Source organism: Paucihalobacter sp. (genome assembly GCF_036825875.1).
GTDB lineage: Bacteria > Bacteroidota > Bacteroidia > Flavobacteriales > Flavobacteriaceae > Paucihalobacter.
In genome coordinates this window covers 45,376-70,165 of the sequence record NZ_DAISXK010000012.1, presented here as the reverse complement: position 1 = coordinate 70,165, position 24,790 = coordinate 45,376, and the positions used below count along the sequence as shown (strand labels likewise).

The 24,790-nt window shown below is 35.3% G+C and carries 21 protein-coding genes and 1 pseudogene; 12 read left to right on the top strand and 10 right to left on the bottom strand.

Features of this window, described 5'->3' with window-relative positions:
- From V7Z48_RS05605 to V7Z48_RS05590, 4 genes and pseudogenes are all read left to right on the top strand, one after another.
- Positions 1 to 354 (top strand): annotated as a pseudogene (locus tag V7Z48_RS05605) (ribosome biogenesis GTPase Der); the annotation flags it as partial.
- 233 nt (positions 355 to 587) lie between these two features.
- Positions 588 to 1,430 (top strand): hypothetical protein, encoded by an 843-nt coding sequence (locus V7Z48_RS05600; protein WP_334112419.1) that lies wholly within the window; start codon positions 588 to 590, stop codon positions 1,428 to 1,430.
- A 151-nt stretch (positions 1,431 to 1,581) separates the two neighbouring features.
- Positions 1,582 to 2,301: an FISUMP domain-containing protein gene (locus V7Z48_RS05595; protein WP_334112418.1), complete on the top strand. Its 720-nt coding sequence runs from the start codon at positions 1,582 to 1,584 to the stop codon at positions 2,299 to 2,301.
- A 170-nt stretch (positions 2,302 to 2,471) separates the two neighbouring features.
- Positions 2,472 to 5,255: an outer membrane beta-barrel protein gene (locus V7Z48_RS05590; protein WP_334112417.1), complete on the top strand. Its 2,784-nt coding sequence runs from the start codon at positions 2,472 to 2,474 to the stop codon at positions 5,253 to 5,255.
- A 154-nt stretch (positions 5,256 to 5,409) separates the two neighbouring features.
- On the opposite strand, the gene V7Z48_RS05585 is transcribed toward V7Z48_RS05590, so the two are convergent.
- Genes V7Z48_RS05585 through V7Z48_RS05565 form a run of 5 tightly spaced genes read right to left on the bottom strand, consistent with a single transcriptional unit; the run spans position 5,410 to position 8,662 of the window.
- Entirely contained in the window at positions 5,410 to 6,246 is an 837-nt protein-coding gene (locus V7Z48_RS05585) for a TPM domain-containing protein (protein ID WP_334112416.1), read from the bottom strand.
- Positions 6,247 to 6,258: 12 nt separating this feature from the next.
- Entirely contained in the window at positions 6,259 to 6,696 is a 438-nt protein-coding gene (locus tag V7Z48_RS05580) for a TPM domain-containing protein (RefSeq protein WP_334112415.1), read from the bottom strand.
- A 51-nt stretch (positions 6,697 to 6,747) separates the two neighbouring features.
- Complete coding sequence (locus V7Z48_RS05575; protein ID WP_334112414.1) at positions 6,748 to 7,347, bottom strand: LemA family protein; 600 nt, start codon at positions 7,345 to 7,347, stop codon at positions 6,748 to 6,750.
- 11 nt (positions 7,348 to 7,358) lie between these two features.
- Positions 7,359 to 7,688 (bottom strand): MerR family transcriptional regulator, encoded by a 330-nt coding sequence (locus V7Z48_RS05570; RefSeq protein WP_334112413.1) that lies wholly within the window; start codon positions 7,686 to 7,688, stop codon positions 7,359 to 7,361.
- Positions 7,689 to 7,690: 2 nt separating this feature from the next.
- Positions 7,691 to 8,662 carry a M23 family metallopeptidase gene (locus V7Z48_RS05565; RefSeq protein WP_334112412.1) on the bottom strand — a complete coding sequence of 324 codons (972 nt, stop codon included), beginning with the start codon at positions 8,660 to 8,662 and terminating at the stop codon, positions 7,691 to 7,693.
- 130 nt (positions 8,663 to 8,792) lie between these two features.
- On the opposite strand from V7Z48_RS05565, the gene alaS reads away from it, so the two are divergent.
- Positions 8,793 to 11,423, top strand: coding sequence for an alanine--tRNA ligase (gene alaS, locus V7Z48_RS05560; protein ID WP_334112411.1), 2,631 nt, complete (start codon positions 8,793 to 8,795; stop codon positions 11,421 to 11,423).
- A gap of 319 nt (positions 11,424 to 11,742) precedes the next feature.
- Here alaS and V7Z48_RS05555 read toward each other — a convergent pair whose 3' ends face one another.
- The 3 genes from V7Z48_RS05555 to V7Z48_RS05545 all read right to left on the bottom strand — a co-directional run bounded on the left by V7Z48_RS05555 (position 11,743) and on the right by V7Z48_RS05545 (position 14,572).
- Positions 11,743 to 12,378, bottom strand: coding sequence for a DUF6705 family protein (locus V7Z48_RS05555; protein WP_334112410.1), 636 nt, complete (start codon positions 12,376 to 12,378; stop codon positions 11,743 to 11,745).
- A gap of 66 nt (positions 12,379 to 12,444) precedes the next feature.
- Positions 12,445 to 12,933, bottom strand: a complete 489-nt coding sequence (locus V7Z48_RS05550) for a hypothetical protein (protein WP_334112409.1) — start codon at positions 12,931 to 12,933, stop codon at positions 12,445 to 12,447.
- Positions 12,926 to 14,572 (bottom strand): hypothetical protein, encoded by a 1,647-nt coding sequence (locus tag V7Z48_RS05545; protein WP_334112408.1) that lies wholly within the window; start codon positions 14,570 to 14,572, stop codon positions 12,926 to 12,928. Before V7Z48_RS05545 ends, V7Z48_RS05550 begins: the two co-directional genes overlap by 8 nt.
- A gap of 310 nt (positions 14,573 to 14,882) precedes the next feature.
- Between V7Z48_RS05545 and V7Z48_RS05540 the strand changes: the two genes are divergently transcribed.
- The 5 genes from V7Z48_RS05540 to V7Z48_RS05520 all read left to right on the top strand — a co-directional run bounded on the left by V7Z48_RS05540 (position 14,883) and on the right by V7Z48_RS05520 (position 21,335).
- Positions 14,883 to 15,830 carry a GSCFA domain-containing protein gene (locus V7Z48_RS05540; protein WP_334112407.1) on the top strand — a complete coding sequence of 316 codons (948 nt, stop codon included), beginning with the start codon at positions 14,883 to 14,885 and terminating at the stop codon, positions 15,828 to 15,830.
- 77 nt (positions 15,831 to 15,907) lie between these two features.
- On the top strand, positions 15,908 to 16,432 hold the full coding sequence (locus tag V7Z48_RS05535; protein ID WP_334112406.1) for a DUF6252 family protein: 525 nt from the start codon (positions 15,908 to 15,910) through the stop codon (positions 16,430 to 16,432).
- Between the two features lie 7 nt (positions 16,433 to 16,439).
- The gene (locus tag V7Z48_RS05530; protein ID WP_334112405.1) at positions 16,440 to 18,344 is read left to right on the top strand and encodes an outer membrane protein assembly factor BamB family protein; all 1,905 of its coding nucleotides are present in this window, start codon (positions 16,440 to 16,442) and stop codon (positions 18,342 to 18,344) included.
- Between the two features lie 430 nt (positions 18,345 to 18,774).
- Positions 18,775 to 20,619, top strand: a complete 1,845-nt coding sequence (locus V7Z48_RS05525; protein WP_334112404.1) for a tetratricopeptide repeat-containing sensor histidine kinase — start codon at positions 18,775 to 18,777, stop codon at positions 20,617 to 20,619.
- Between the two features lie 65 nt (positions 20,620 to 20,684).
- Positions 20,685 to 21,335 carry a response regulator transcription factor gene (locus V7Z48_RS05520; RefSeq protein ID WP_334112403.1) on the top strand — a complete coding sequence of 217 codons (651 nt, stop codon included), beginning with the start codon at positions 20,685 to 20,687 and terminating at the stop codon, positions 21,333 to 21,335.
- Positions 21,336 to 21,359: 24 nt separating this feature from the next.
- Here V7Z48_RS05520 and coaD read toward each other — a convergent pair whose 3' ends face one another.
- Positions 21,360 to 21,818, bottom strand: coding sequence for a pantetheine-phosphate adenylyltransferase (gene coaD / locus V7Z48_RS05515; protein WP_334112402.1), 459 nt, complete (start codon positions 21,816 to 21,818; stop codon positions 21,360 to 21,362).
- Positions 21,819 to 21,872: 54 nt separating this feature from the next.
- A complete protein-coding gene (locus tag V7Z48_RS05510) occupies positions 21,873 to 22,859 on the bottom strand; it encodes a D-alanine--D-alanine ligase (RefSeq protein WP_334112401.1) in 987 nt (328 codons plus the stop codon).
- 227 nt (positions 22,860 to 23,086) lie between these two features.
- On the opposite strand from V7Z48_RS05510, the gene V7Z48_RS05505 reads away from it, so the two are divergent.
- Both V7Z48_RS05505 and V7Z48_RS05500 read left to right on the top strand, forming a co-directional pair.
- A complete protein-coding gene (locus V7Z48_RS05505; protein WP_334112400.1) occupies positions 23,087 to 23,698 on the top strand; it encodes a PASTA domain-containing protein in 612 nt (203 codons plus the stop codon).
- Between the two features lie 3 nt (positions 23,699 to 23,701).
- Positions 23,702 to 24,745, top strand: a complete 1,044-nt coding sequence (locus V7Z48_RS05500) for an RluA family pseudouridine synthase (protein WP_334112399.1) — start codon at positions 23,702 to 23,704, stop codon at positions 24,743 to 24,745.
- Positions 24,746 to 24,790 lie beyond the last annotated feature (45 nt).

Sequence of the window (24,790 nt, the reverse complement as noted above, 5' to 3'; positions counted from 1 at the left end):
CCTTTTACCGATGTGCCTATTATTTTTATATCGGCGTTAACCAAGCAGCGTATTTTCAAAGCTATCGAAACTGCTGTTGAGGTGTATAAAAACAAATCGAAAAACATAAAAACCAGTGTTTTAAATGATGTGATGTTGCCTATTATAGAAAACAATCCACCGCCTGCACTTAAAGGTAAATATGTTAAGATCAAATACATTACGCAGTTACCAACACCTCAGCCACAATTTGCTTTCTTCTGTAATTTGCCGCAGTATGTAAAAGAGCCATACAAACGCTTTTTAGAAAACAAATTACGTGAGCAATTTGATTTTCATGGTGTACCGATTAGTATTTATATGCGGAAGAAGTAATTTTTTTTGATTAACTTTTCTGTTTATTCTTTGTTCAAATTATTTATATACATTGGTATAAAGTGATTGAAAACATTTATTGTGAATTGTGCAAATACGTTTTTCAGTTTCTCCAAGGTTTACCAATAATTTTAGTTAAAGATCCCAGTCAAATAGGTGTAAATAATTAATTTAGTACTTTGTAGTTAACAATGTACTTTTTAAATAATTTTAAATTTATAGTAGCTTTATTCATGCTCTGTCTTTTGTGTTCCAGTCAGGTACAAGGACAGAGCAATGATGTTGAGGCAGGTTTAGCCAATATAGGTTTAGGTGCTGTTGTTGGTGGATTAGGTGCCATAATCAATAAAAAACCGGAAGAAAAAACAGGGAAAGTATTTTTAAAAGGTTTATATCAAGGTGCCTTTGGTGGTTATTTAGTGTTTGAAAGTAAAAGATTAATTGGAAAATTTGCCGAAACTGAGAATTATGCATTTGTTTGGCCGTCTAAGTTGATAAATAGTGCAGGTACTTCTATAATCGAAAATGCAGCTCTTAACACTAATTTTTGGGAAGTATGGCACCTTAATATCGGGTTTAACCGATTGCAATTTTATACCAAAGATAAATTTAAGGTAGATTATAGAATCATGCCATTTTCATTAGGTGCTGCCGTTTATGGTTTTACACAAGGTAATTTAGATTTCAGAACTTCTTTGAAAACGGGAAATTTCGTGTTTATAAATAATAGAATGACAACCAATCGTGACGGCTTTGTAATTGACGGTATGACGGCTGCTAATGTTATATTTTATAGAATAGAAGAAACATCTATGTTATCAAAAAATCAAATTGTAGCTCACGAAATTATTCATGTTTACCAATATGAAAGTCTTTCAGGAGTAAATACCTTTTTAGATAAGCCGACTAAAAAATTTAATTCTAATTATAAATGGTTAAATAGCTACCATAAAATTTTTTATACTGACTTTAATTTTTTATTAGATGGGACACTAGCAGTCATCAACCCAAATTTTGAAACGAATTTTCTTGAACGTGAAGCAAGATATTTTGTAAATAATAGAGTTATGGATTAATATTTTAGATTTACTCTTGATTCATAATGATTATAAAAGCTAAAGTTATGTCCAATAAGATTTTATAAGTGATAATAATTTGAATACAGGGGAATAGCTTAACTTTAAACTTATATATTAACATATCTATCTTATAATAAACCATGTGACTATGAAGCGTTTACTTTATTTGATACTATTGGTCAGCTCTTTTACGATTTTGATTGAGTCTTGCTATAACGACGACGGCAACCTACCAACGAGCAGTTTTACCGATGCCCGTGATGGCACTATTTACCAAACGGTTACTATTGGTGACCAAGTTTGGATGGCTGAGAATTTAAAATATTTACCTATTGTAGTAGGCCCTGATATGGGATCCTTAACAACGCCCTATTCTTATGTAAATGATTTTTTTGGTTCGGATGTAAATAATGCCAAAGGAACTGAAAATTTCAATATTTATGGGGTGTTATATAACTATCCTGCTGCTATGAATGGTGCATTAAGTAGTATCGAAAATCCTAGTGGCATACAAGGTATATGTCCTGATGGATGGCATTTACCAAGCAATGCAGAGTGGCAAGAACTCGTGAATTTTATTGGCGGAGAAGCGAATGCTGATTTACTGATCAAAACAGACACTAATAAATGGGCATTCCCCAATGAAAATGCAACTAATGAATTTGGCTTTAGTGCCTTACCAGGTGGTTCTTTTTCTAATAGTGGTAATAATTTTTCTTCAGTAGGCTTAGAAGGTTATTGGTGGACTTCACAAGAGTTTGAAGAAGAAAACGCTCTATTGTTTAGATTATCAGATGAAAACATAGTTGTTATTGGTTTCTCAATATCAAAAGCTTCAGGTTTTTCTGTTCGTTGTGTCAAAGATTGATTTATGAGGTAAGTGGTTTTTTGTTCTATGCTTGTTCTATGTGTGATCACATAATTTTTCCGCTTTGAAATTGATTACTTGATAAAATTTTGATGTTTTTAAAGAAAATTCATACGAAATTACAAAAGCTTTCGTTTCTTGTACATAATTAATCGTCAATCAATCAATTAATGAACAGTAAATTTGTTGTTACGCTTATTTTATGTTGTTTCGTTTCACTAATTTCCGCTCAAAATTCATCTTATAAAATATCTGGAATTATTATTTCAGAAGATGAAAAGTTACCTCTCGAATCTGCTACTATTTACCTAGAAACTATAAAAGATAGTACGCTTATCAGTTACACTATTTCTGATAAAAATGGCGCTTTCAACCTAGAAGGCAAGACCTTTTATGAACGTTGCAATTTAACAGTTTCCTATTTGGGGTATGAACCTTACACGTCCATTATCAATTTCAAGGACGTCATTACCGATTTAAAAAACATTACCATGAAGCCAGCCAATTTATTGGATGCTGTTTTGGTGAAATCGCGTGCGCCTATTACCATAAAAAAGGACACTTTAGAATTCAATGTGAGTTCGTTTAAAACCAAACAAGACGCCACAGTAGAAGATTTATTGAAAGAACTACCTGGTGTTGAAGTAGATGAAGAAGGCAACATTACGGTAAACGGTAAGCCTGTTTCAGAAATATTGGTGAATGGCAAACCGTTTTTCGGAGATGATGCGACCATTGCTACACGAAATTTAACCAAAGAAATTATTGAGAAAGTTCAGGTAGTTGATACCAAAACCGATGCTGAAGCTTTTGCTGGTGAGGAAGGCGATCAAAAAAGTAAAACCATTAATCTTACCATAAAAGAAGAAAACAACAAAGGTCAATTTGGTAGGTTGGCGGCAGGTATTGGTACCGACGACCGTTATGAGTTTGCTGGTATCTACAACAATTTTAATAACGACCGTCGCATTAGTGTTTTGGCTGGTGGCAACAATATCAATTCGCCGGGATTCAGTTTTGGTGAAATTCAGAAAATGTTTGGCAATGCCAGTTTTATGTCGGTGAGCTCCAATGGTTCCTTTAATATTGATGGCAGAAGTTTTGGCGGTGGCGAAGGCATTGTGACTTCTTCTAATATTGGTGCTAATTATGCTGATGTTTTAACTAAGGGAGTTGACATCACCTCTGATTATTTCTACAGTAGAAGTGATTCAGAAAACGAAAGTATCACCAATAGAGAAACCATTTTGGCTGACAATAGATTTTTCACCAACTCCACCGGAAGTAACTTGACTGATAACCAAAATCATGCGTTCAACACGCGGATAGACGTGAAGTTAGATTCTACCTTATTGCTTAATATTAGACCTGCCTTTTCTTATGGGAATTCTCAATCAAGTAGCAGTAATACTCAAGAAACTTTTAATGCTAATAACGAATTGACCAACAGTTCGGAAGCCATTACTTTTGCTGAAAACGAACGTCGAAATTTTAGAAATCGAATGGACCTCACCAAGCGTTTTGGCAGCAATGGCAGTTTTTTAAAATTTGGATTTGATACAGAATTTAATACAGGCAAAGCAGAAAATTTCCTGCAATCTGAAGCTCGTTTTGAGGATGAGAACCAAGACGATGTTATAAGGAATCAATTTACGCAACGCGATGATAAGGTCAATAATTTGGGTGTGAATGTTACCTACCGGCTTCCGTTAATTGGCAAAATTCTGTCTTTGGATATGAAATATAGTTATGGTTATAACAATGAGGTAAATCAAAACAGCACCTTTGATTTTGATGAGAATAGTGAAACATTTTCTCAGTTTAATACTGACTTGAGCTCTGATTTCACCAATACTAATAGGGTTAATAAGCCGAGTGTCAAGTTGAGCTATCGCAAAGAAAAATTTTCAACTTCTGTTGATGTTGGTTATGTGTTGCGTAATTTGGAAAACAGCGATCAGCTTCGTCCCGAATTAAGTTTGAATCGCAATTTCAATGCTGTTGAACTTCAGGCGAATATGAATTATAACTTTTCCGAAAAGGGCAGTATTTATTTATGGTACAATTTGGCGAATCGGCCGCCGAGTGTCAATCAACTTCAGCCATTTCAAAACGTCAATAATCCACTCAATATCATCACTGGAAACCCAGATTTAAAGCCAACCAATTCGCACGATTTATATATCAGTTTGAATAATTTTGATTGGGAAAAAGGCACAGGATTTTATAGCTATTTTAGTTTAAATGTAGATACCGACAGAGCCATAGCCAAAACCACCATCGACGAGAATTTTGTTAGAAACACAACTTACGAAAACGTGGATGGCAATTATGACCTATATGGTGATATAAGTACGAGTCGCAGCATAAAAATAGATTCTTTGAAAACCTTAAAATTTAATATTGGGGTTTATAGTAGTTTTGCAAATGCAGTGAATTTTAATAATGACGTTAAGTATAATTCAACCAATTTTAATCTAAGTCCGAATTTGGGTTTCACCTTCAATTGGAAGCAATTATTTGAGTTTAGACCTAATTATAGATTGACTTTTACGGATAATAGATTTGACCTTGAGAATATCGAAAATCAAACCTTTGTGAGTCATTCATTACGACTAGGAACGGCAACTTTTTTTCCAAAGAAGTTTGAGTGGCGGAATGATATTGCCTTTAATTACAATCCGAATGTCGCAGAGGGATTTCAGCGCAGTGCTTGGTTTTGGAATAGCACTTTGGCTTATACGTTTTTAAAAGACAAAGCGATTCTCACTTTAAAAATTTACGACCTATTAAATCAAAACACCAATGCCAGACGTATCGCTTCTGGTGATTTTATACAAGACACCCAGAGCACGGTTTTAAGGCAGTATTTTATGCTGAATTTTAGTTGGAAGTTTAATACCTTGGGTAAGAAAGGAAATACTAATGATGGTAACTTTATGTTTATTGATTGATAATTGCTATGGAAATTCTTTGTAAGAATTTCTGCTGGAAAACTATAAAGCAGTTAAATTTAATTAGTAAGTTTTTAGAAAACTAGACCTCACAGGTTTTCAAAACCTGTGAGGTCTTATGTGAGGTATTCTACTATGTAAACTAAGCAAATTTTTACCAACCGCCAGAAGCGCCACCACCACCAAAACTACCACCACCGAAGCCACCGCCAAAGCCACCAGAGCTTCCGCCACCAAAACCTCCGCCAAAACCACCTGAACGTCTTCCGTAACTGCTTCGTCCCATGTTGCTCAAAATAATGGCATCTAACAAACTACCTGCTTGACGTCGATGACCGCCTGAGCCGCCATGGTTGTTTTTTGTCTTTGAAATTGCAATGATAAAAATGATAAATACGATAAACATGACCATGAAAAAACCATAAGGGAATGGCGCCTCGTCGCTTTGCCTTGTGCCTTGGTAGGCGCCAGTAAGGACTTCAAAAATTGCGTCGGTACCACGGTTAAGTCCTCCGTAATAGTCGTTTTGTTTAAAGAAAGGAATGATATCGCGTTCGATAATGCGTCGGCTCATGGCATCGGTGAGGAGATATTCTACACCTTTACCTGAATTAATTCCAATTTTGCGATCGTTTAATGCCAATAAAATCAAAACTCCGTTGTCTTCCTTAGCTTGACCAATACCCCATTTTTCGCCCCATTGCGCACCGAGATAGTTGATGTATTCACCTTTGGTGCTCTCTATTACGACAATTACTATTTGCGTTGAGGTAGTATCGGAATAACGAATTAGCTTTTGTTCTAAATTGGTTTTTTCGTTAGCGTCTAATAAGTTGGCATAATCATAAACGCTTGTTTGTTCTTTGGGTTTATCAGGAATAGTGTATTGCGCCAACAACATCTGGCTGCTACCAAGCCATAAGACTCCAATTATTAGAAGCTTAGTTAGACTTGAAAACAATTGAGGTTTCGCATGACCTATAGGTTTCATTTGCGCTTATTTTTATCCTTTTGAAATCGCGTTAGGCAGTTCGTTTTGGTTGCCAGGTTTCCAAGGAAAATATTCAGCAAGCACGGTACCTGCTTCTTCTATGCCTTTTATAAGACCTTGTTTGAAATCTCCTTTTTTGAAGTGTACAAGCATGGCATCACGTGTACTATCCCAAAATCCAACTTGAACCGCATCGTTGATGCCTTTGTCGCCGTAAATTACAAATTGTTTTAAGTCGACCGCCACATAAATCAAAACGCCGTTTTGAAGTTTTGTATTGTCCATTTTTAGCTCATGAAAGACTTCCATGGCATGATCGAATGGGTCGTTTTCGCATTGACTTTCTATATGCACCCGAATTTCACCAGAGGTTAAAGCTTCGGCTTTTCTAATGGCATCAATGATTTGTGATTCGTCTGTGATTGATAAAAAATCTTCGATATTCGACATTTGACAATGATTTTATGATTATAGCACGTTAGTTTACAAACACTTTAGATTTTAATTAAAATCAAACTCCACATCGGGCGCTATTTCAGAGCCAGCTTCTGCTTTGTAATAATTGAGATCTTCAAAACCGAACAATCCTGCTAATATGGTATTAGGAAAGGTTTTAATGTGTTTGTTGTAAGGCTCCACGGCTCCGTTGAATCTATCACGTGCTACGTTGATTCTATTCTCTGTGCCTTCTAACTGGCTCTGTAATTCAAGGAAATTCTGATTCGCTTTTAAATCAGGATAACGTTCAACCGTTACCAGTAGTCTCGATAAAGCGCTGCTCAAACCACTTTGGGCTTGATTGAATGCAGCTAAATCTTCAGGGGTAATGTTGGTAGGATCGATGGTTGTTTTCGTCGCTTCAGCACGGGCTTTGATCACCGCTTCTAAGGTACTTTTTTCGAAATCGGCGGCACCTTGCACTGTCTTTACTAAATTGCCTATAAGATCGTTACGACGTTGGTAACTACTTTCTACATCACCCCATGTTTTAGTGGCAGTTTCTTTTAGTTCAACAGCAGTATTATTAAATCCTTTTGCCCAAGAATAGAGCCCTATCCCAATTACGGCAATAATAATTACAGGGATTAACCATTTTTTCATGATGATAAGTTTTAGAGTTGATTTTTTATATTGATGAGTTGTTGTTTGATACCTTCTAATTTACTAATAATTTGAAAATTAGATAAACTTTCTTTACGTTCTTCTTTGAGGTGAATTTTTGCGCCTTCAAGGGTGAAGCCACGTTCTTTTACCAAATGGTAAATTAACCTTAGGTTTTGGATGTCTTCCGGTGTGAATTTTCGGTTGCCTTTGGCGTTTTTCTTTGGTTTTAAAACGTCGAATTCCTTTTCCCAAAAGCGCAATAGCGACGCATTAACATTAAAAGCTGTGGCTACTTCGCCAATGCTGTAATATCGTTTTTCTGCTAGTTCAATATACATGATTAGTCGAGAGATTGGTTTTCAAGCGACGCGCGTTTTAACAGCTCATCAAATTCTTCTGGTGATAGGTTGCCGTAATAGAAGTTTATAGGATTAATGCGTTCGCCGTCTTTAAAAATTTCGTAGTGCAAATGCGGTGCTTCTGAGCGACCCGTACTTCCGACGTAGCCAATTAAATCGCCACGTTTTACGCGTTGGTTCACTCTCACATTATAATTATACAAATGCGCATAAAGCGATACGTATCCGTAGCCGTGGTCAATTCTAATATGTTTTCCGTAACCCGTGGCGCTATTATCGGCACGTTCGATAATGCCATCGCCTGTCGCATAAATTGGCGTTCCGCGTGGCGCTGTAAAGTCCATACCGTAATGAAATTTTCTAGCTTTGGTGAATGGATCCGTTCTAAAACCATAGCCAGAAGCCATTCTGGTTAAATCTTCATTACTTACCGGTTGAATCGCAGGAATTGCGGCAAGAAATTTCTCTTTATTTTCAGCTAAAACAGCTACTTCATCTAAGGATTTAGATTGTACCACAATGGCTTTTTCTAGAACATCGAGGCGTTTATTACTTTCAACGATAAGTTTTGAGTTGTCGTAACCTTCATATTTTTTATAACGGTTGATACCACCAAAACCAGCACGTCGTTGCTCTAAGGGAATCGGGTTGGCTTCAAAATACAATCGGTAGATTGAATTGTCTCTTTCTTCAACATTTTCAAGTGCAGCGTAGGCTTCATCCAATCGTTTGTTAAGAAGTTTGTACTGCAGTCGCATGTTAGATAATTCTCTAGATATTTCGCGTTCACGAGGCGATTCAATAAACTGGCTGGCAATAAAAATCATTAAAAATGCGAAAAGCGCCGAAGCCAGCATAAATAGCGCAACATATTTAACGGTTGTGCGCTTTTTTCGCTGAATTTTACGGTAACTTAGTGTTTCGTGGTCGTAGTAGTATTTTACCTTACTCATTTACTAAATTATACTATTTTTGCACTGTTGAAAGCGCCAATTTATCGCGCTTAAACAAAGTTAACGAACAAATATAAAGATTGTTTCGCATTAAATGTAATTTAACAACTGTTAGCAGTATCATCAGCCTATGAAATCTCAAGAAGTACGACGTAAATTTTTAGAATTTTTTGAGCAGAAATCTCACACTATTGTGCCATCGGCGCCTATGGTTGTGAAGGATGATCCTACTTTAATGTTTGTAAATTCTGGAATGGCACCGTTTAAAGAATATTTTCTAGGAAACGCCAAACCTAAAAGTAACCGCATAGCTGACAGCCAAAAATGTTTACGTGTTTCCGGTAAGCATAATGATTTAGAAGAAGTTGGTTACGATACCTACCACCATACACTTTTTGAAATGCTAGGCAATTGGAGTTTTGGTGATCCTACCAATCCGGATAGTGGTTATTTTAAGAAGGAGGCAATTGCATGGGCTTGGGAATTATTGACCGAAGTTTATAAGATAGACAAGGATATTCTTTATGTGACCGTGTTTGAAGGCAGTGATGACGATGGATTACCCATGGATAGTGAGGCTTATGATTTATGGAAATCCTTTGTTCCAGAAGACCGGATATTGATGGGCAACAAGAAGGATAATTTCTGGGAAATGGGTGATCAAGGGCCCTGTGGGCCTTGTAGTGAAATTCACGTGGATATTAGAAGTGCGAACGAAAAGGCGCAGGTTGATGGTAAAAGCTTGGTGAATCACGACCATCCGCAGGTAGTTGAAATATGGAATTTGGTATTTATGCAGTACAATCGCAAGGCCAACGGTAGTTTAGAACCCTTGCCAGCCAAGCATATTGATACTGGTATGGGATTTGAGCGGTTGTGCATGGTATTACAAGGAGTTACCTCGAATTATGATACCGATGTATTTACGCCAATTATTAAGGAAATTGAAACCATTTCAGATATAAAATACGGTAGCCAAACAGATACCGATGTGGCTATTCGGGTGATTGTTGATCATATTCGTGCGGTGGCCTTTTCTATTGCCGACGGACAATTACCGAGCAATACAGGAGCAGGCTATGTGATAAGACGTATTTTGCGACGCGCTATAAGGTATGCTTTTACCTTTTTAAATCAGAAAGAACCGTTTATCTATAAGTTGGTTAGGGTTTTAACTGAAACCATGGGCGAAGCATTCCTAGAGCTTAAATCGCAGCAAGCGCTTATTACAAATGTCATAAAAGAAGAAGAGCATTCCTTTTTAAAAACCTTAGATCAAGGTTTGGTATTGCTGAACCGTATGATAGAAGAAGAAAAAGGAACAGTAATAGCTGGCGAACGCGTTTTTGAATTGTACGATACTTTTGGATTTCCTAAAGATTTAACTGCGCTTATTTTAAAAGAAAACGGCAAGCAAATAGACGAAGCAGGATTTGAGGTTGAAATGCAAAAACAGAAAAACCGTTCAAGGGCTGCAGGTGAGATGACCACAGACGACTGGACTATTTTGAAGGACGACGCACATGAAGAATTCGTAGGCTATGATAGTTTATCTGCGACAGTATCCATTACACGTTACCGGAAGGTTGTGTCAAAAAAAGACGGAGAACTGTATCAGTTGGTATTTAATCTCACGCCTTTTTATCCAGAAGGCGGCGGACAAGTAGGCGACAAGGGCTACATAGAAGCAATGAATGGCGATGTCACTTATATATTAGATACGAAGAAAGAAAACAATGTGATTATTCATTTTGCCAAGGAACTACCAAAGCATTTACAAGGAAATTTTACTGCAAAAGTTGATGAAACTTTTAGAGCACCCGTTACTTGTAATCACAGTGCAACCCATTTGTTGCATCAGGCTTTAAGAGATATTTTAGGCACTCATGTTGAGCAAAAAGGAAGTGCGGTTAGTGCCAAACAACTTCGTTTTGATTTTTCGCATTTTTCGAAATTGAGTAAAGAAGAATTGGTTGCCGTTGAAAATTTTGTGAATGATAGAATAGAAGCGAAAATCCCATTGCAAGAACAAAGAAATATTCCAATGGAACAGGCTGTAAGCGAAGGTGCAATGGCTTTATTCGGTGAAAAGTACGGCGATACGGTACGTACCATAAGGTTTGGTAAATCTATTGAATTATGTGGTGGAACACACGTACAAAACACTTCCGATTTATGGCATTTTAAAATTGTATCCGAAGGCGCTGTGGCTTCGGGAATCAGACGTATTGAGGCCATTACCAATCAGGCAGTAAAGCAATATTATTTTGAAGCTCATGATCAATTACACGAGGTAAAAAGTTTATTGAATAATGCACAAGACCCGATTCAGGCCGTTGAAAACTTACAAGATGAAAACAATGCCCTAAAAAAACAATTAGAGCAGTTGTTAAAAGAAAAGACCAAGCAGTTACAGGTAGGAATAAAAGAAGAGCTTAAGTTAAAAAACGGGGTTCAATTTTTAGCGAAAGCTGTTGATTTAGATGCGACTGCGATTAAAGACCTGAGTTTTGATTTGGGGTCGAATGTAGATAATTTGTTTTTAGTATTGGCTTCGGCGCAGGATGGTAAGGCGGTGTTATCTTGTTATATTTCAAAGGAATTGGTAGCTGATAAAGGTCTGAATGCTGGAAGCATTGTTCGGGAATTAGGAAAATTTATTCAAGGCGGTGGCGGTGGACAGCCATTTTTTGCCACGGCTGGAGGTAAGAATCCAGAAGGGATTGCTGAGGCTTTGAAGGCGGCGGAAAGTTATGTTTAACATTTAGTGGGCTGATTTAGTTGTATCGCAGACTTGCCGGCAGGCAGGCAGGGTTGCACAGCGCTTTCACGTAGTTGCCCCAGAGTTTTAAATTACATACTTTTTTTGAGACACAGATTTGCTTAGCCAGTTCGCTTCGCTCGTGTCACGGATAATCACGGATAAGTGAGTAAATTCTATAAGGTTGAAAATAAAATTCCTGCCTTTCGGCAGACAAGCTTGTAATCCGTGTCAAACAAATACGTTTATATTTACATATAAAAAGAGCCATTGCTGACTTTACAACAATGGCTCTGTAAGTTGTAAAAATTAATATTGGTTAATCTTGTTTGATTAAAATATATTCACCAAACGGCAAGGCATATTCATTACATGGAGGTGGATTACCATACATGTCAGTCATAAATCTTTCACCTGAATTAAAGTATAACAGTATTTTCTCAACCCCATTTTCAACAAAATATCTCATGCTTAAAACCGGACTCATCCAACGGTCGCAGTTGGGCTCACTATAACTACCTCTTAAATAAATATCCCTTGGTTGGCAATTTATACAAGTGTTAATATCGCTTGATATAGAAACACTGGTCATAACCATATTGTAATCGTATGGGTCTGAATAATTATTGAGGAGATTCTGTAACGTATTAATTTTTTCGATACCATTTTCAATGAATTTATATTCTCCAATAACGACATCAGTATAATAATCTGAACTTAAATCTGAGGTAGTTACGTGAACCATTGCCTTTTTTTGAAGTGTAGTTGTTAATGAGGTGTTACCGTTGGTATAGACCCAAGTGTCCTCAAACACATTTAAATAATTATTAAAATCTTTATAATAGTATCCATTTATACCGAATGCCTCGGCTGAATTGTGTAAGCTTACAGTTGATTGTTGAGCCTTACAGGTGAACAAAGTTGTAATAAAGACTATTATGATTGTGTTTTTCATGATTTATAAATAGCCAATGTTCTGAATTTTTAAACATTGGCTTTATTTGATTAGAGACTTTAAAGCTTATTCTATATTTGGATATGAAAACAACAGCTCTTTAATAATTAAATGTTTTTTAGTAAAATCTGATTTATCAATAAGTAAAATTTTACTGGCATTTTTAAATGATTCTATAGCTTGTTCATATCCCATTTCATCTAATTGGCGCTTTGTGATAATGATGTCTTTATTTTTTCGTAAAAACGATTTTGATACTTTTAAGTACAAAACTTGCTTATTGGCAAATTTGTCATCAAAATCAGCATATTTACTATATCTAAATCTTAAAATGTGTTGGGTAGAATGTTCACTAAACTTTTTAAGATGAAATTGATATAAAACATCATTTTCTAGATTTTCTTTAACAGGGCTTTGAGATGACCTTTTAACTTGCATTGTATCATTTTCGTCAAACAAAATTATAACTGTATTAGATTGACTTAATACATTTTGCTGTGTAGCTAGCAATAAAAGTATTGTTAAATAATATTGTATTGTAAATGCTTTATTCATTACACTCTTTTCTAAAACTATCTCGACCATAGGTTATTGCATATTTCTGAAAATTTTCTTCAAGGTGACTGCCTGGCGGTATATTCCATTGAAAGGTATCAGTATTTTGTAAACCAGCCATGCTTAAATATTTGTAAAAATTATTCCAATCCCATGGAACTGTTGGTCCATAAGGGTTATTCTCATCTTTAAAAGAAGTATCTGATTCCGCCAATTGTCTATGTGTCAACGGTATTAACGAATCTCTAATATCTGCTAAAATTTCTGACATAGCTGGTATCATTTTATCGAACATAAACTCATGTTGCTCTTCTAAAGGACATGCTGTCTCATAATAATAGTTTAATAATTCTTCTAAGGATTTGTTGTTAATATCATCAATCAATTCTTCAAAAGGCGTACCTAAATTACAATTAAGATGTTTTAATATTAAATAGGCATGAATACTTTCATGTAATATTGTTCTAGCTACTGCTATTGAGGAAGCACTTTCTAGGTAGTTTGAATTGATATAGATTTCTACATTCAATAGCAAATCACCAGTTTGTGAATTTATAGTCGAGCCTTGTGCTGCTTTTGCCATACCATTTACGCTTAATGTATCGGACAACTTAAATTTTACATTTAAATTTTGGCTTTCTTCAAATGTGTTAAGAAATAATGTTTTGAATTTGTTGCTTTGGATTAGCTTATTATATAAACACATAAATTTATCGTTGTCAATATCACTTGTGGAAATTCCTTCACAACTTGGTCTTACATCAATTAAATCGACCTGAAAAGGAGAAAATTGACTATAATATGAATTGAAATCCAAATCTGAAACGGAACAGTCGTCATCATCTCCAGTCGCTGGATTACATCCGTCTAGATCTGTTAAACCGGTAGATTGACTATCGCATGGTTTCGTAGGTTTTGTGCTACCTGTTGAGTTGCCATCACCACCGGGATTCCCTGTGTTTCCGCCTGTGTCGCCTCCGCCGTCACTACCTGTGCCTCCACCAACTGAACCACCGGCATCTATAGTTTCTGGGCAAGAACCGTAAGTAATATCTAAATCCCAATCCCATTCCGTACATGATGTACCCTCGCCAGGTGCGTGATTTTTACCAAAATTACAAGTCCAAACAATTTCGAGGCTTACCACACAAATTCCAGAGGAACGACCTGATGATAACTGTTCAAGATTTAGAATGTTACTATCAATTAACTCAACAAAACCATCGTAAGGTTGTTCAGGGTTATGAAACCATGCTTCGGTAGGCGTGTATTTTAAAAATTTATTGTCAACGGTATTGTGTTCTAAATCGGTTTTTAAAGTTAAATTGTAGAAATCATAACCTTCAGATTCCGTTAAAACTTTAAAAGTGTAATGATTATATATACTGTCCGTTATCATTACAATATCATCGGTTAGAATTATAAATTGGTTTTCTCCTTCATTTCGATTAAATAAATCACTCTCAGATTTTTCAAAATTAAAATCAGCATGACTTTCTATGGCGTTTATTAAATCCTTGTTTGTATTGATTTTTTTGAATTCTTCAAAATTAATTCTACTAATTTTTTTCTGACCATTGGGTTCATTTTGTGTGAAAATCTCGTCCTTTTGACAAGAATAGTTTAATAAAATTAACACCACGATGATTTTAGTAAGTAAGTTAGTGATATTAAACCTTAATAGCGGTTTGAGTGGAATTTTTAGTCTGTCAAATGTTTTAAAGTCGCTTGGTGCTTGGTGCTTGCATATTATTTTAGATTAATGGATTTAAAGGCAAAAAGTTAGAAATAAAAAATAAATGATCCAATACCTAATGGCACAAAATTTAAGATTCTTTTAAGAAAAACAGAATTTTCTTTTAGAATTTACGCATCCTTTAAAACTAGACTTTTGTTTCATAAAAGATTGTTTAATTTTACCAAAAAATACTTTAAAATTCGCAAACCCTATGCAACTCAGCACCAAAATACCAATTCAAGCAGGCAATAAACCTATAGACTATCAGTCTGATGTAGTTTTATTAGGTTCTTGTTTTGCTGAAAATATGGGATCTAAGTTTGAGTATTTCAAATTTAAAAATTTTCAAAACCCCTTTGGTATTCTATTTCATCCTTTAGTCATTGAGCGGTTGGTTGTAAATGCCTTAGACAAAAAGGAGTATACTTCAAGTGATATTTTTTTTCATCAGGATTTATGGCATTCTTTTGACACGCATTCAAAGTTGAGTAATGCATCACCGGATGCGTTAATTCAAACACTCAATACACAATTGGAAGCTACTTTTGCACAGCTACATAAAGCTTCGCATATCATTATCACGCTGGGAACAGCTTGGGTTTACGAAGCATTGGCATCAGGTAGGTATGTTGCCAACTGTCATAAGGTGGCTCAAAAGGAATTTCAAAAAAAATTATTATCCGTTTTGGATATTGAGACGTCACTTCAACATATCATCGCTCAGATTCAGAATATAAATCGGAAGGCCACTATCATTTTCACCATTTCTCCAGTGCGACATATCAAAGATGGGTTTGTGGAAAATACTTTGAGCAAGTCGCATTTATTCACAGCTTTGCACGCTGTGATTTCAAGGTCATCCAATTGTCATTATTTTCCATCATATGAAATCATGATGGACGAATTACGCGATTACAGATTTTACAGTCGGGATATGATTCATCCAAACGATTTGGCCGTTGATTACATCTGGAAAAGATTTTGGGAAGCTTGGATTTCAAAAGATGTTGAAACCCTAATGGCACGAGTTGAAACTGTTCAAAAAGGACTTCAACACAAGGCTTTTCAACCTAATTCCGATGCTTATGGTAAGTTTAAAACTCATTTAGAAGAGGAACAACTTCAACTAAAACAAATAGTTAGTCACATTTCATTTTAAAATACGGCATTTGTCGTATTGTTTAGCCGCCTTCTAGGTTGCATTTTTGTTTCATTATTAACCACAAATTATTTATTATGAAACAGATTCATCAATTTATGTTTATTATCATTGCTATTTCGGCACTTTCATTCACTTCTTGTTCAAGCGATGATGACGGTGGCGGAAATGGCGCACCGACCTCGGGTATTGTTACTGCGAAAATAGATGGTGCTAATTTTAGTTCCTTAGAAATCACCTCGGTGGCTAATAAGGTCAATGCAAGCAGTACTTCAACCCTAACGGTTCAAGGTAATGATGCCAGCGGCAAGACTATTGCACTTGTTATCAATGGTTACGCAGGTGAAGGTAGTTATGATATCGGCGGACCAAATAGTGTTGCGGTTGTAGGTTCGTATGTTGAAGTTAATATCAACAATCCTCAGGACACGCAAACCTGGCAAGCTCCTTATGATTCTGCCGTTGTGGGATCAATTACCATTACTGAAGAAGGCACAGGTAGCATAACTGGTAACTTTGAATACACTGCAAAAAATCCACAAGACGATAGTGTTAAGACAATTACTGAGGGTGCATTTAATGTGTCATTAACCATTAATTAGAATTGTTATGAGAACATATAAAATTATTAGTTCAACTATTTGTTTGATATTATGTATCGCTAGTAGTAGTTTGATGGCGCAAAAAGCGGAAGCACCAGATATGACCTATGATTTAGGTGCAAGTATCAATGAAATGACCTTAACACAAGCAGGTATTTTGGTGGTGGCCACTAATGATGGTTTAGCGGGTATCGACCCAAAAAAAAGCGCAGCAATATTTACCTTTAATGATTTTGGTAAGTTAAAACCAGAAGAAACAGAATTTATACCAAATTCACCTTACATAGTTGTTTCTCAGGGAGCAGGTTCAAGGTTGGCAGGCTTAACAAAAACCAAACGTGCTGTTATAGACTATGTTTTAGGCAAAGTTATTTTCAATTCTGATAACGATAATTGGAATCAAATTCACACTTGTAATGTGATACTTCCACAAAACAAATTAATTGTTAGTGGTATTCAAAAAGAAGGTGATAAGTTTGAAAAAATGACTCCGAAATTGGCTGTCTATGATTTAAGTACTTCTAAATTAGATTATAGTTTCTTTTTAGATAAGCCTGGAAGAGTAGGTGCTGTAAAAGATTTTAGTGTAACGGGTGTACCATTATTATTGAATGAATTTTTAATTATTCCCACTGCACAAGGGTTAATTGCAAAAACGCATACCGGTGACGATTTATGGCAAACAAAAATTAAAGGTATCAATTGGCTAGTTGCCGATGAGACAGAGAAGGAGATTTATGGTTTTGAAACGACTGCCAATGGAAAAAATACCCGTATCCATAAAATTGGCAGTGACGGTGCCGAACTTTGGAAAGACGATAGAAAAGTGCAAGGCAATGTATCTAATTTTCAAATTTTACCACAAGGTTTAGCGGTTGTAAGTGACGTTACTGGTGGAAATAGTGCGTTATCGGCCCGATCTGAATCTAAAATCACCATGTTTAGTGCGGCTACCGGTGAAGATTTATGGGATAAAGCCCCAAAAACAAAAGGTTATGTGCAGCATTTTTACGTAATGGACGATGGTATCCTGTTTGGTATTTATGAAGGTGGAATCAATAAAATTTCATTTGATGGCCAAACCTTATTTAAAAAACCCTTAAAAACGGGAGAAAATATTTTGGTGATGGCCGAGTCTCCACAGGGGCTTATTTATATTACAAGTGAGGACGCCAATATTGTGAATCTTAAAACAGGCGACGCAGTTTGGAATAAACCATTAAAATATAAAAGTGCATCCTCGGTAGCTTCTACTTTTGATGCAACTAATAACCGTTATTTAATTGCTGCTGATGGAAAGATTATGGCTATTGACGAAAATTCTGGTAATGTGAGCGATTTTGCAAAATGCGAGTTTGATGAAAAGGAATCACCGAGTACAATGCAAATCAGAAAACAAGGAATTTTCTTGTCTTCAGATCAAAATATGAGTGTTATTGGATTTGATGGTAGTCAAGTATATCATGAATACTACAAATCTCCAGGCAGAAGTACTTTTGGTAAAATAATGGGTGGTTTAACTGCGGTAGCGACTACGGCTATGATGGTTTCAATGAGTGCTGCCGCAGGAGCAAATCGCACTGGATATGGAGGCGTTAACGATTTAAGTAGCTATAATGACTATGGAAAAGATGCCAAACGAGCTGCTGATATGTTTTCGAATATTGCCAGTGCATCCTTCGATTATTTATCAACCCGATTCAAGGCTACATCAGCTACTGAAAACTCACAATTTATTTTAACAAAATTAGATGATGGTATTGGTTTAGTAAAGGTGAATAAAGATACTGGAAAAGTAGAAAAGGAAATCGTACTTAAAGATAAAAAACCTGAATATGAGGTTGATGAATTTGGTGGTACATTATTTTACAAAGCAAACGGAAGCACCATATATGCTTATAGTTTGAAATAAACAAGTTCGACGAAATGTTCAACATTTTAGTTGTAAAATTTCGAGTTCACCCTTTAACTTTTTTAATTGCCACTTATCGAAAAAAAAATCTGACAAGTCCATTAAGTTCTATATTCGTAATGCTATTAATCAATTTTATAAAGAAGCGTCAGTTAAGCTGAGTGTGTCAAAAACACTTATTTTCTGATGCTTTTTTTATTCTATTTTGAAAAAAGAAGTTTAAATCCTTAAACTTTTTTTTGAGTTTTGAAAGTATTCTTTTAACAACAGTGAATGGTTTTCATAACTTAAAAAAGTTTACTACAAAAATATACACAAGTCATTTTTTATTATTTTAGACAAGGGAACGCGTATTATTTTAAATTTCAAAAAGCCTTCATAAACTATTGCAAGTCTCATGTTGAAACAGTTTTTTATTTTATTTCTTTTTTTGAGTTACAGTTTCAGTTGGTCACAAGAAATGGTTGACAGTCTTAATAATGAAGCCATGTCAATTTATAAGCAAGACCCGAATTCGGCCTTAAAACTTCTCGAGCAGGCATTAGATTATGCAAGAAGCAAGCAGGATATACAAGGTATTGGAAAATCCAAGAACAATTTAGGCATAGTACAAAGGGATTTAGGACAATTTGAAAAGGCAAAATCCTTGTCTCAAGAGGCATTGGATATAGTAACAGATTCTCTCACAACCGCATCGGCTTACAATAATATTGGTGTAGCCATGCGTAGTTTAGGTGATTATGAATCCTCACTTCAAAATTATCTCCTTGCTTTAGGCATTTATGAAAAAACCAGTTCAAAACGTGAACAAGCCACCGTAAGTAATAATATTGGCATGGTTTATAGTTATTTAGGTTTCGTTGAAAAAGCAAAGGAGTATCACAATAAAGCGAAGGTAATTTTTGAGGAATTAAATAACCAAAAGGGTCTTTCGGAAGTTTACAACAATTTGGCAATATTGTTTGCCAATGAAGGCGAATTAGATATATCACTAGAGTATTTTAAATATTCATTAAAAATAGAGGAAGCTTTAGAGGATCAAAAAGGGATTGCTGAGTCGGCTAATAATGTTGGTGCTGTTTTTTATTATTTAACCGAAATAGATTCGGCCTTGTATTATTTCAATAGATCTGTGGCTATAGAAAAATCGTTAGGTAATTTGTCTGGATTGGGTGCCAGTTATAATAATATTGCACAAATTTTACTTGAGTCTAAGCAGCCGAATACAGCCAAAACCTATATAGACAGTGCTTATTATTACGCGAAAAAAACCAAAACAATTTTTGATATTAAGCAGGCTTTGGATAGTTATGTGTCTTATTATGAATTAAAGGATAATCCTAAAGAAGCATTAAACTATTTGCGTGCCTATATTAACGTTAATGATAGTATATTAAATCTTGAAACTACCAGCAAGGTTGCCGAACTCGAAATACAGTATGAAACTGAAAAAAAGGAGAAGGAGATTTTAAGCCAAAGGGCTAATTTGGCAGAAAAAGAGTTAGCGCTCAACAAAAAGAATTACTATATCTATGGTCTTATTTCATTTGCCGTGGTAGTTGGCTTGCTTGGCTACTTATTATATAACCAACAAAAGCTCAAAAATCATCAACTTCGGAAGGAAAATGAATTAAAAGATGCGCTATTAAAAATTGAAACCCAAAACCGTTTACAGGAACAACGCCTTCGCATATCAAGAGATTTACACGACAATATTGGTGCGCAGTTAACCTTTATCATTTCGTCTATTGACAATTTGAAATACGGATTTGAGTTACCCGAAAAATTGAATTACAAATTGGAAACTATTAGCGAATTTACAACCGCTACTATATACGAACTACGCGATACCATTTGGGCTATGAATAAGGATACTATTTCTGTGGAAGATTTTGAATCGCGTATCTCAAATTTTATTGATAAGGCCAATGTGAGTAATAACCACATCAGTTTTGATTTTACGCATCAAATGGATGATACAGTTTTGTTTTCATCGGTAACAGGAATGAACCTCTATAGAATAATGCAAGAAGCGGTAAATAATGCCTTAAAATATTCTAAAGCCAACGAAATTAAAGTGCACTTAGAGACTAGTGAATCTCTGGTAAAAATTACCATTCACGATAATGGAATTGGCTTCGATACCCTTTCAACTACCTCTGGAAATGGACTTCAAAATATGAAAAAGCGCGCCCAAGACATCAATGCCAGTTTTAGTTTAAAATCGGAGCCAAATAAAGGTACAAGCATTGAAGTTACTTTAACTCATTATTAAATACGGCAAATAGCGTATGTTATCATTGAATATATTCGGTTAAATTGCTGTATAATTATAAGCTTATGAAAGTTAAAATTGGAATTGTTGACGACAATAGTTTCTTGATAAAGGCTATTCAGGAAAAACTATCTTTTTTTGATGCTATTGAAATAAAATTTATTGCCATGAATGGCTCTGAATTGCTGCAGCAATTAAATGACAATCACAATGTAGATTTAATTCTTGTGGATATTGAAATGCCCGTTTTGAATGGCATTGAAACCACCGAAATCATCAAAACAAAGTACCCGCAAATAAAGGTCGTGATGCTTACGGTTTTTGATAATGACGAAAACATTTTTAACGCCATAAAAGCTGGTGCCGATGGCTATTTATTGAAAGAAATTAAACCACAAGACTTGTATAATGGCATATTAGAAACCCTGAATGGCGGTGCTGCGATGAATCCTTCAATCGCTTTGAAAACTTTAAAATTATTGAGAAATCCAGCCTCCATAGAACATCAAAAAGATCAAGAAGACTTAAAACTTACCAATCGTGAAATTGATGTGTTGGAACAGTTGGCAAAAGGATTAAATTATGTAAATATTGCAGAAAACTTGTTTGTATCGCCATCTACGGTTAGAAAGCATATTGAAAATATCTATAAAAAGCTTCAAGTTCATAATAAATTAGAAGCCGTGCAAAAAGCTAAAAAAAACAACTTGATTTAGTGATTGTGTTATGATGACTTATATTTATTTAGCTACCTTCACACTATCTGGCACCAAAACCGTGAAATCACCATTATTTCTTATAACATCGCGCACAATGGAAGATGAGATATAGGATGTTCTTGCGGCTGTTAACAAAAACACAGTTTCAATTTTGGAAAGTTTTCTGTTGGTATGGGCAATTGCTTTTTCAAATTCAAAATCGGCCGGGTTTCGCAAGCCACGTAATATAAATTGAGCATCAATTTTTTTGCAAAAATCTATGGTTAGACCTTTATAAGTAACCACTTTTACTTTTGGTTCGTTTTTAAAAGCTTCTTCTACAAATTGTTTTCTTTTTTCTAAGGAAAACATGTATTTTTTTTCAGCATTAATTCCTATGGCGACCACAACTTCATCAAATAAATGCACACCGCGCAAAATAATGTCGTAATGACCTAGTGTTATCGGGTCGAAAGATCCAGGAAATAGTGCGCGTCTCATTTGTTTCAGGTTAAAGTAATGTTTTTCAAAGATAATAATTAATAACGGTTATGATTATTGACTTTTTTGTCTCAAGCATTCATCAATAGCGTTTTCAAATAAAGCTTCAAGACTAATACCGGCTGCTGCTGCTTGTTGCGGTAAAATACTTGCTTTGGTTAAACCGGGTACGGTATTCACTTCTAGTAAATGAGGTTCGCCGTTTTTAAATATGTATTCGCTTCTGCTAAAGCCTTTTAATTGAAGTACTTCATATACTTTTTTTGCTACAGCACGTACGCGTTCGGCTAAATGTTCAGGTATTTGCGCTGGTGTTATTTCTTTAGATTGTCCGAGATATTTTGCTTTATAATCAAAAAAATCGTTATCACTAATAATTTGTGTTATCGGCAATACCATAATTTTACCTTTATAAGTAATCACACCAACCGAGACTTCAACACCGTCCAGAAACGATTCAATAATAATTTCGTCGTCTTCTTTAAAAGCGACATCAATGGCGTTTTGTATTTCTTCTGGCTTGTAAACTTTTGTAATTCCGAAACTACTTCCAGCTTTATTTGCCTTCACAAAACAGGGCAATCCAACGGTATTTACAATGGTGTTTACGTCTACAACATCGCCTAAATTCAGGTAATAACTTTCGGCCATTTTTATGCCATAAGGTTTTAGCACACTCAAGCAATCTCTTTTATTAAAAGTGAGTGCAGCCTGATACATGTTGCAGCTGGTATGCGGAATGTTAAGCAATTCAAAATAGGCTTGCATAAATCCATTTTCGCCAGGTGCGCCGTGAATGGCATTAAAAACAGCGTGGAACTGAATTTTTGTTTGATTTTCTATAATGCTAAAATCATCCTTATTTACAGGATGCTCGACATTTTGATCATCAACATACACCCATTTATTTTTAAATATATGAATTCGGAATGCTTTAAATTTATTTGGATTAAGCATTTCATACACCACGTTGCCACTTTTAAGCGAAATTTCGTATTCGCTAGAGTAGCCTCCCATAATAATGGCAATATTTTTTATCATATTGAAAAGAAAACTATGAATTTATTAATATGAAGCACGTCTATTCAGTCATTAAAAACGTAACTATACTCCATAAAAGCTAAGGTATTATTATTAATGGAATTTTAAGATAATACGGGTCGTTTTTTTAATTCAGAACAATTCAAAAGCACAATATGACGTTTTTAAAAGCTTATGTTTATATTTACAACTAATTATAAATTCCCCTTTCAGATAGATTTACATTCATGAGTATTATTAAATTTTTAGGCAGTAAGGTTTTTTTAAAACACATAATTTTAGCAATTGTCGCCACTATAGTTTTAGCATTTTTGATACTTTCTTGGCTTAAAGTCACGACTAATCACGGCGAATTTATTCAGGTTCCGAACCTTAAAGGAAAATCTTTGGCAACCGTTAATATTGAATTAAAGGATTTAAAATTGCGCATGGAAATTCAAGATTCGGCTAATTATAATCCGAATTATCCAAAATTTGCAGTCATTGAACAATATCCATTAGCTGGCGAATCTGTAAAAGAAGACCGAAAGATTTATTTAATTCTGAATCCTTCTGGATACAGAAAGGTTCAGGTTCCAGATGTCGTTCGACGCACATTTCGTCAGGCAAAACCAACATTAGAGTCGGTTGGGTTTGAAATTGGAAACATCATCTACATAAATGATATTGGCAAAGATGAAGTTTTAGAAATGTCTTATAAAGGCACCAAGCTTAGAGATGGTGATGTATTGCCATTAACTTCCAAAATTGATTTGGTATTGGGTAACGGAAAACGACCTGGGAGCAGTGACGAAGAAGAAATTGAAACCGAGTCTGAAACCTTTTCTCAAGAAAATTAAACCATGTTAGAAGAAGCTCAAACCCCAGAAGAACAGGACGACGACGAATTATATGAACATTACGCATTTACGGTCGAGAAAGGACAAAATCCGCTAAGAATAGACAAATATTTAATGAATTTTGTTGAAAACGCCACCCGTAATAAAATTCAAACGGCTGCAAAGGAAGGTAGTATTTATGTAAACGACACACCTGTAAAATCAAATTATAAAGTTAAGCCTTACGACAAAATTAGAGTGCTATTTCAGCACCCACCGTATGAGTATTTACTAACGCCCGAAAACATTCCGTTAGATATCGTTTACGAAGACGAATATTTGTTGGTTATCAACAAACCAGCAGGTATGGTAGTGCATCCGGGTCATGGTAATTATTCGGGAACTTTGATAAATGCGCTTATTTATCACTTCGAAAATTTGCCTAATAATAGTAGCAATCGTCCAGGTTTGGTTCATCGAATTGATAAAGATACCAGCGGTTTATTGGTAGTTGCGAAAACTGAAACTACCATGGCACATCTTTCTAAGCAATTTTTTGATAAATCCAGTGAACGTGAATACGTCGCATTGGTTTGGGGTCATGTAGAAGAAGACGAAGGCACGGTTGAAGGTCATATTGGCAGACATCCCAAAAATAGATTACAAAACACAGTTTATGAAGGTGATGAAGCCATAAAAGGAAAACCAGCAGTTACACATTATAAAGTTTTAGAACGATTTGGTTATACTACCTTGCTATCTTGCAAATTAGAAACTGGGCGTACGCATCAAATCCGCGTGCATATGAAACATATTGGTCATACCTTGTTTAACGATTCAAGATATGGTGGTGATGCCATTTTGAAAGGAACAACCTTTACCAAGTACAAACAGTATGTAGATAATTGTTTTAAAATTTTACCCAGACAAGCACTGCATGCCAAAACATTGGGGTTTATACATCCTGTTTCACAAAAATTTATGCTGTTTGAATGTGCTATTCCTGAAGATATGCAGGAATGTATAAGTAAATGGCGCGATTATGCAAAACACCAGGAATTATTATAAATCTAGTCTATATCACTATTGAATTTTGATTTGCCTAAAGGTTGA

Excerpts from the sequence above, each read along its gene's own strand:
- V7Z48_RS05555 (WP_334112410.1), bottom strand. The coding sequence starts at position 12,378 with ATGAAAAACACAATCATAATAGTCTTTATTACAACTTTGTTCACCTGT.
- V7Z48_RS05540 (WP_334112407.1), top strand. The coding sequence starts at position 14,883 with ATGCAACTCAGCACCAAAATACCAATTCAAGCAGGCAATAAACCTATA.
- V7Z48_RS05575 (WP_334112414.1), bottom strand. The coding sequence starts at position 7,347 with ATGAAAAAATGGTTAATCCCTGTAATTATTATTGCCGTAATTGGGATA.
- V7Z48_RS05505 (WP_334112400.1), top strand. The coding sequence starts at position 23,087 with ATGAGTATTATTAAATTTTTAGGCAGTAAGGTTTTTTTAAAACACATA.
- V7Z48_RS05500 (WP_334112399.1), top strand. The coding sequence starts at position 23,702 with ATGTTAGAAGAAGCTCAAACCCCAGAAGAACAGGACGACGACGAATTA.
- V7Z48_RS05590 (WP_334112417.1), top strand. The coding sequence starts at position 2,472 with ATGAACAGTAAATTTGTTGTTACGCTTATTTTATGTTGTTTCGTTTCA.
- V7Z48_RS05595 (WP_334112418.1), top strand. The coding sequence starts at position 1,582 with ATGAAGCGTTTACTTTATTTGATACTATTGGTCAGCTCTTTTACGATT.
- coaD (WP_334112402.1), bottom strand. The coding sequence starts at position 21,818 with ATGAGACGCGCACTATTTCCTGGATCTTTCGACCCGATAACACTAGGT.
- alaS (WP_334112411.1), top strand. The coding sequence starts at position 8,793 with ATGAAATCTCAAGAAGTACGACGTAAATTTTTAGAATTTTTTGAGCAG.
- V7Z48_RS05530 (WP_334112405.1), top strand. The coding sequence starts at position 16,440 with ATGAGAACATATAAAATTATTAGTTCAACTATTTGTTTGATATTATGT.
- V7Z48_RS05520 (WP_334112403.1), top strand. The coding sequence starts at position 20,685 with ATGAAAGTTAAAATTGGAATTGTTGACGACAATAGTTTCTTGATAAAG.
- V7Z48_RS05535 (WP_334112406.1), top strand. The coding sequence starts at position 15,908 with ATGAAACAGATTCATCAATTTATGTTTATTATCATTGCTATTTCGGCA.
- V7Z48_RS05600 (WP_334112419.1), top strand. The coding sequence starts at position 588 with ATGCTCTGTCTTTTGTGTTCCAGTCAGGTACAAGGACAGAGCAATGAT.
- V7Z48_RS05585 (WP_334112416.1), bottom strand. The coding sequence starts at position 6,246 with ATGAAACCTATAGGTCATGCGAAACCTCAATTGTTTTCAAGTCTAACT.
- V7Z48_RS05570 (WP_334112413.1), bottom strand. The coding sequence starts at position 7,688 with ATGTATATTGAACTAGCAGAAAAACGATATTACAGCATTGGCGAAGTA.
- V7Z48_RS05565 (WP_334112412.1), bottom strand. The coding sequence starts at position 8,662 with ATGAGTAAGGTAAAATACTACTACGACCACGAAACACTAAGTTACCGT.
- V7Z48_RS05510 (WP_334112401.1), bottom strand. The coding sequence starts at position 22,859 with ATGATAAAAAATATTGCCATTATTATGGGAGGCTACTCTAGCGAATAC.
- V7Z48_RS05550 (WP_334112409.1), bottom strand. The coding sequence starts at position 12,933 with ATGAATAAAGCATTTACAATACAATATTATTTAACAATACTTTTATTG.
- V7Z48_RS05580 (WP_334112415.1), bottom strand. The coding sequence starts at position 6,696 with ATGTCGAATATCGAAGATTTTTTATCAATCACAGACGAATCACAAATC.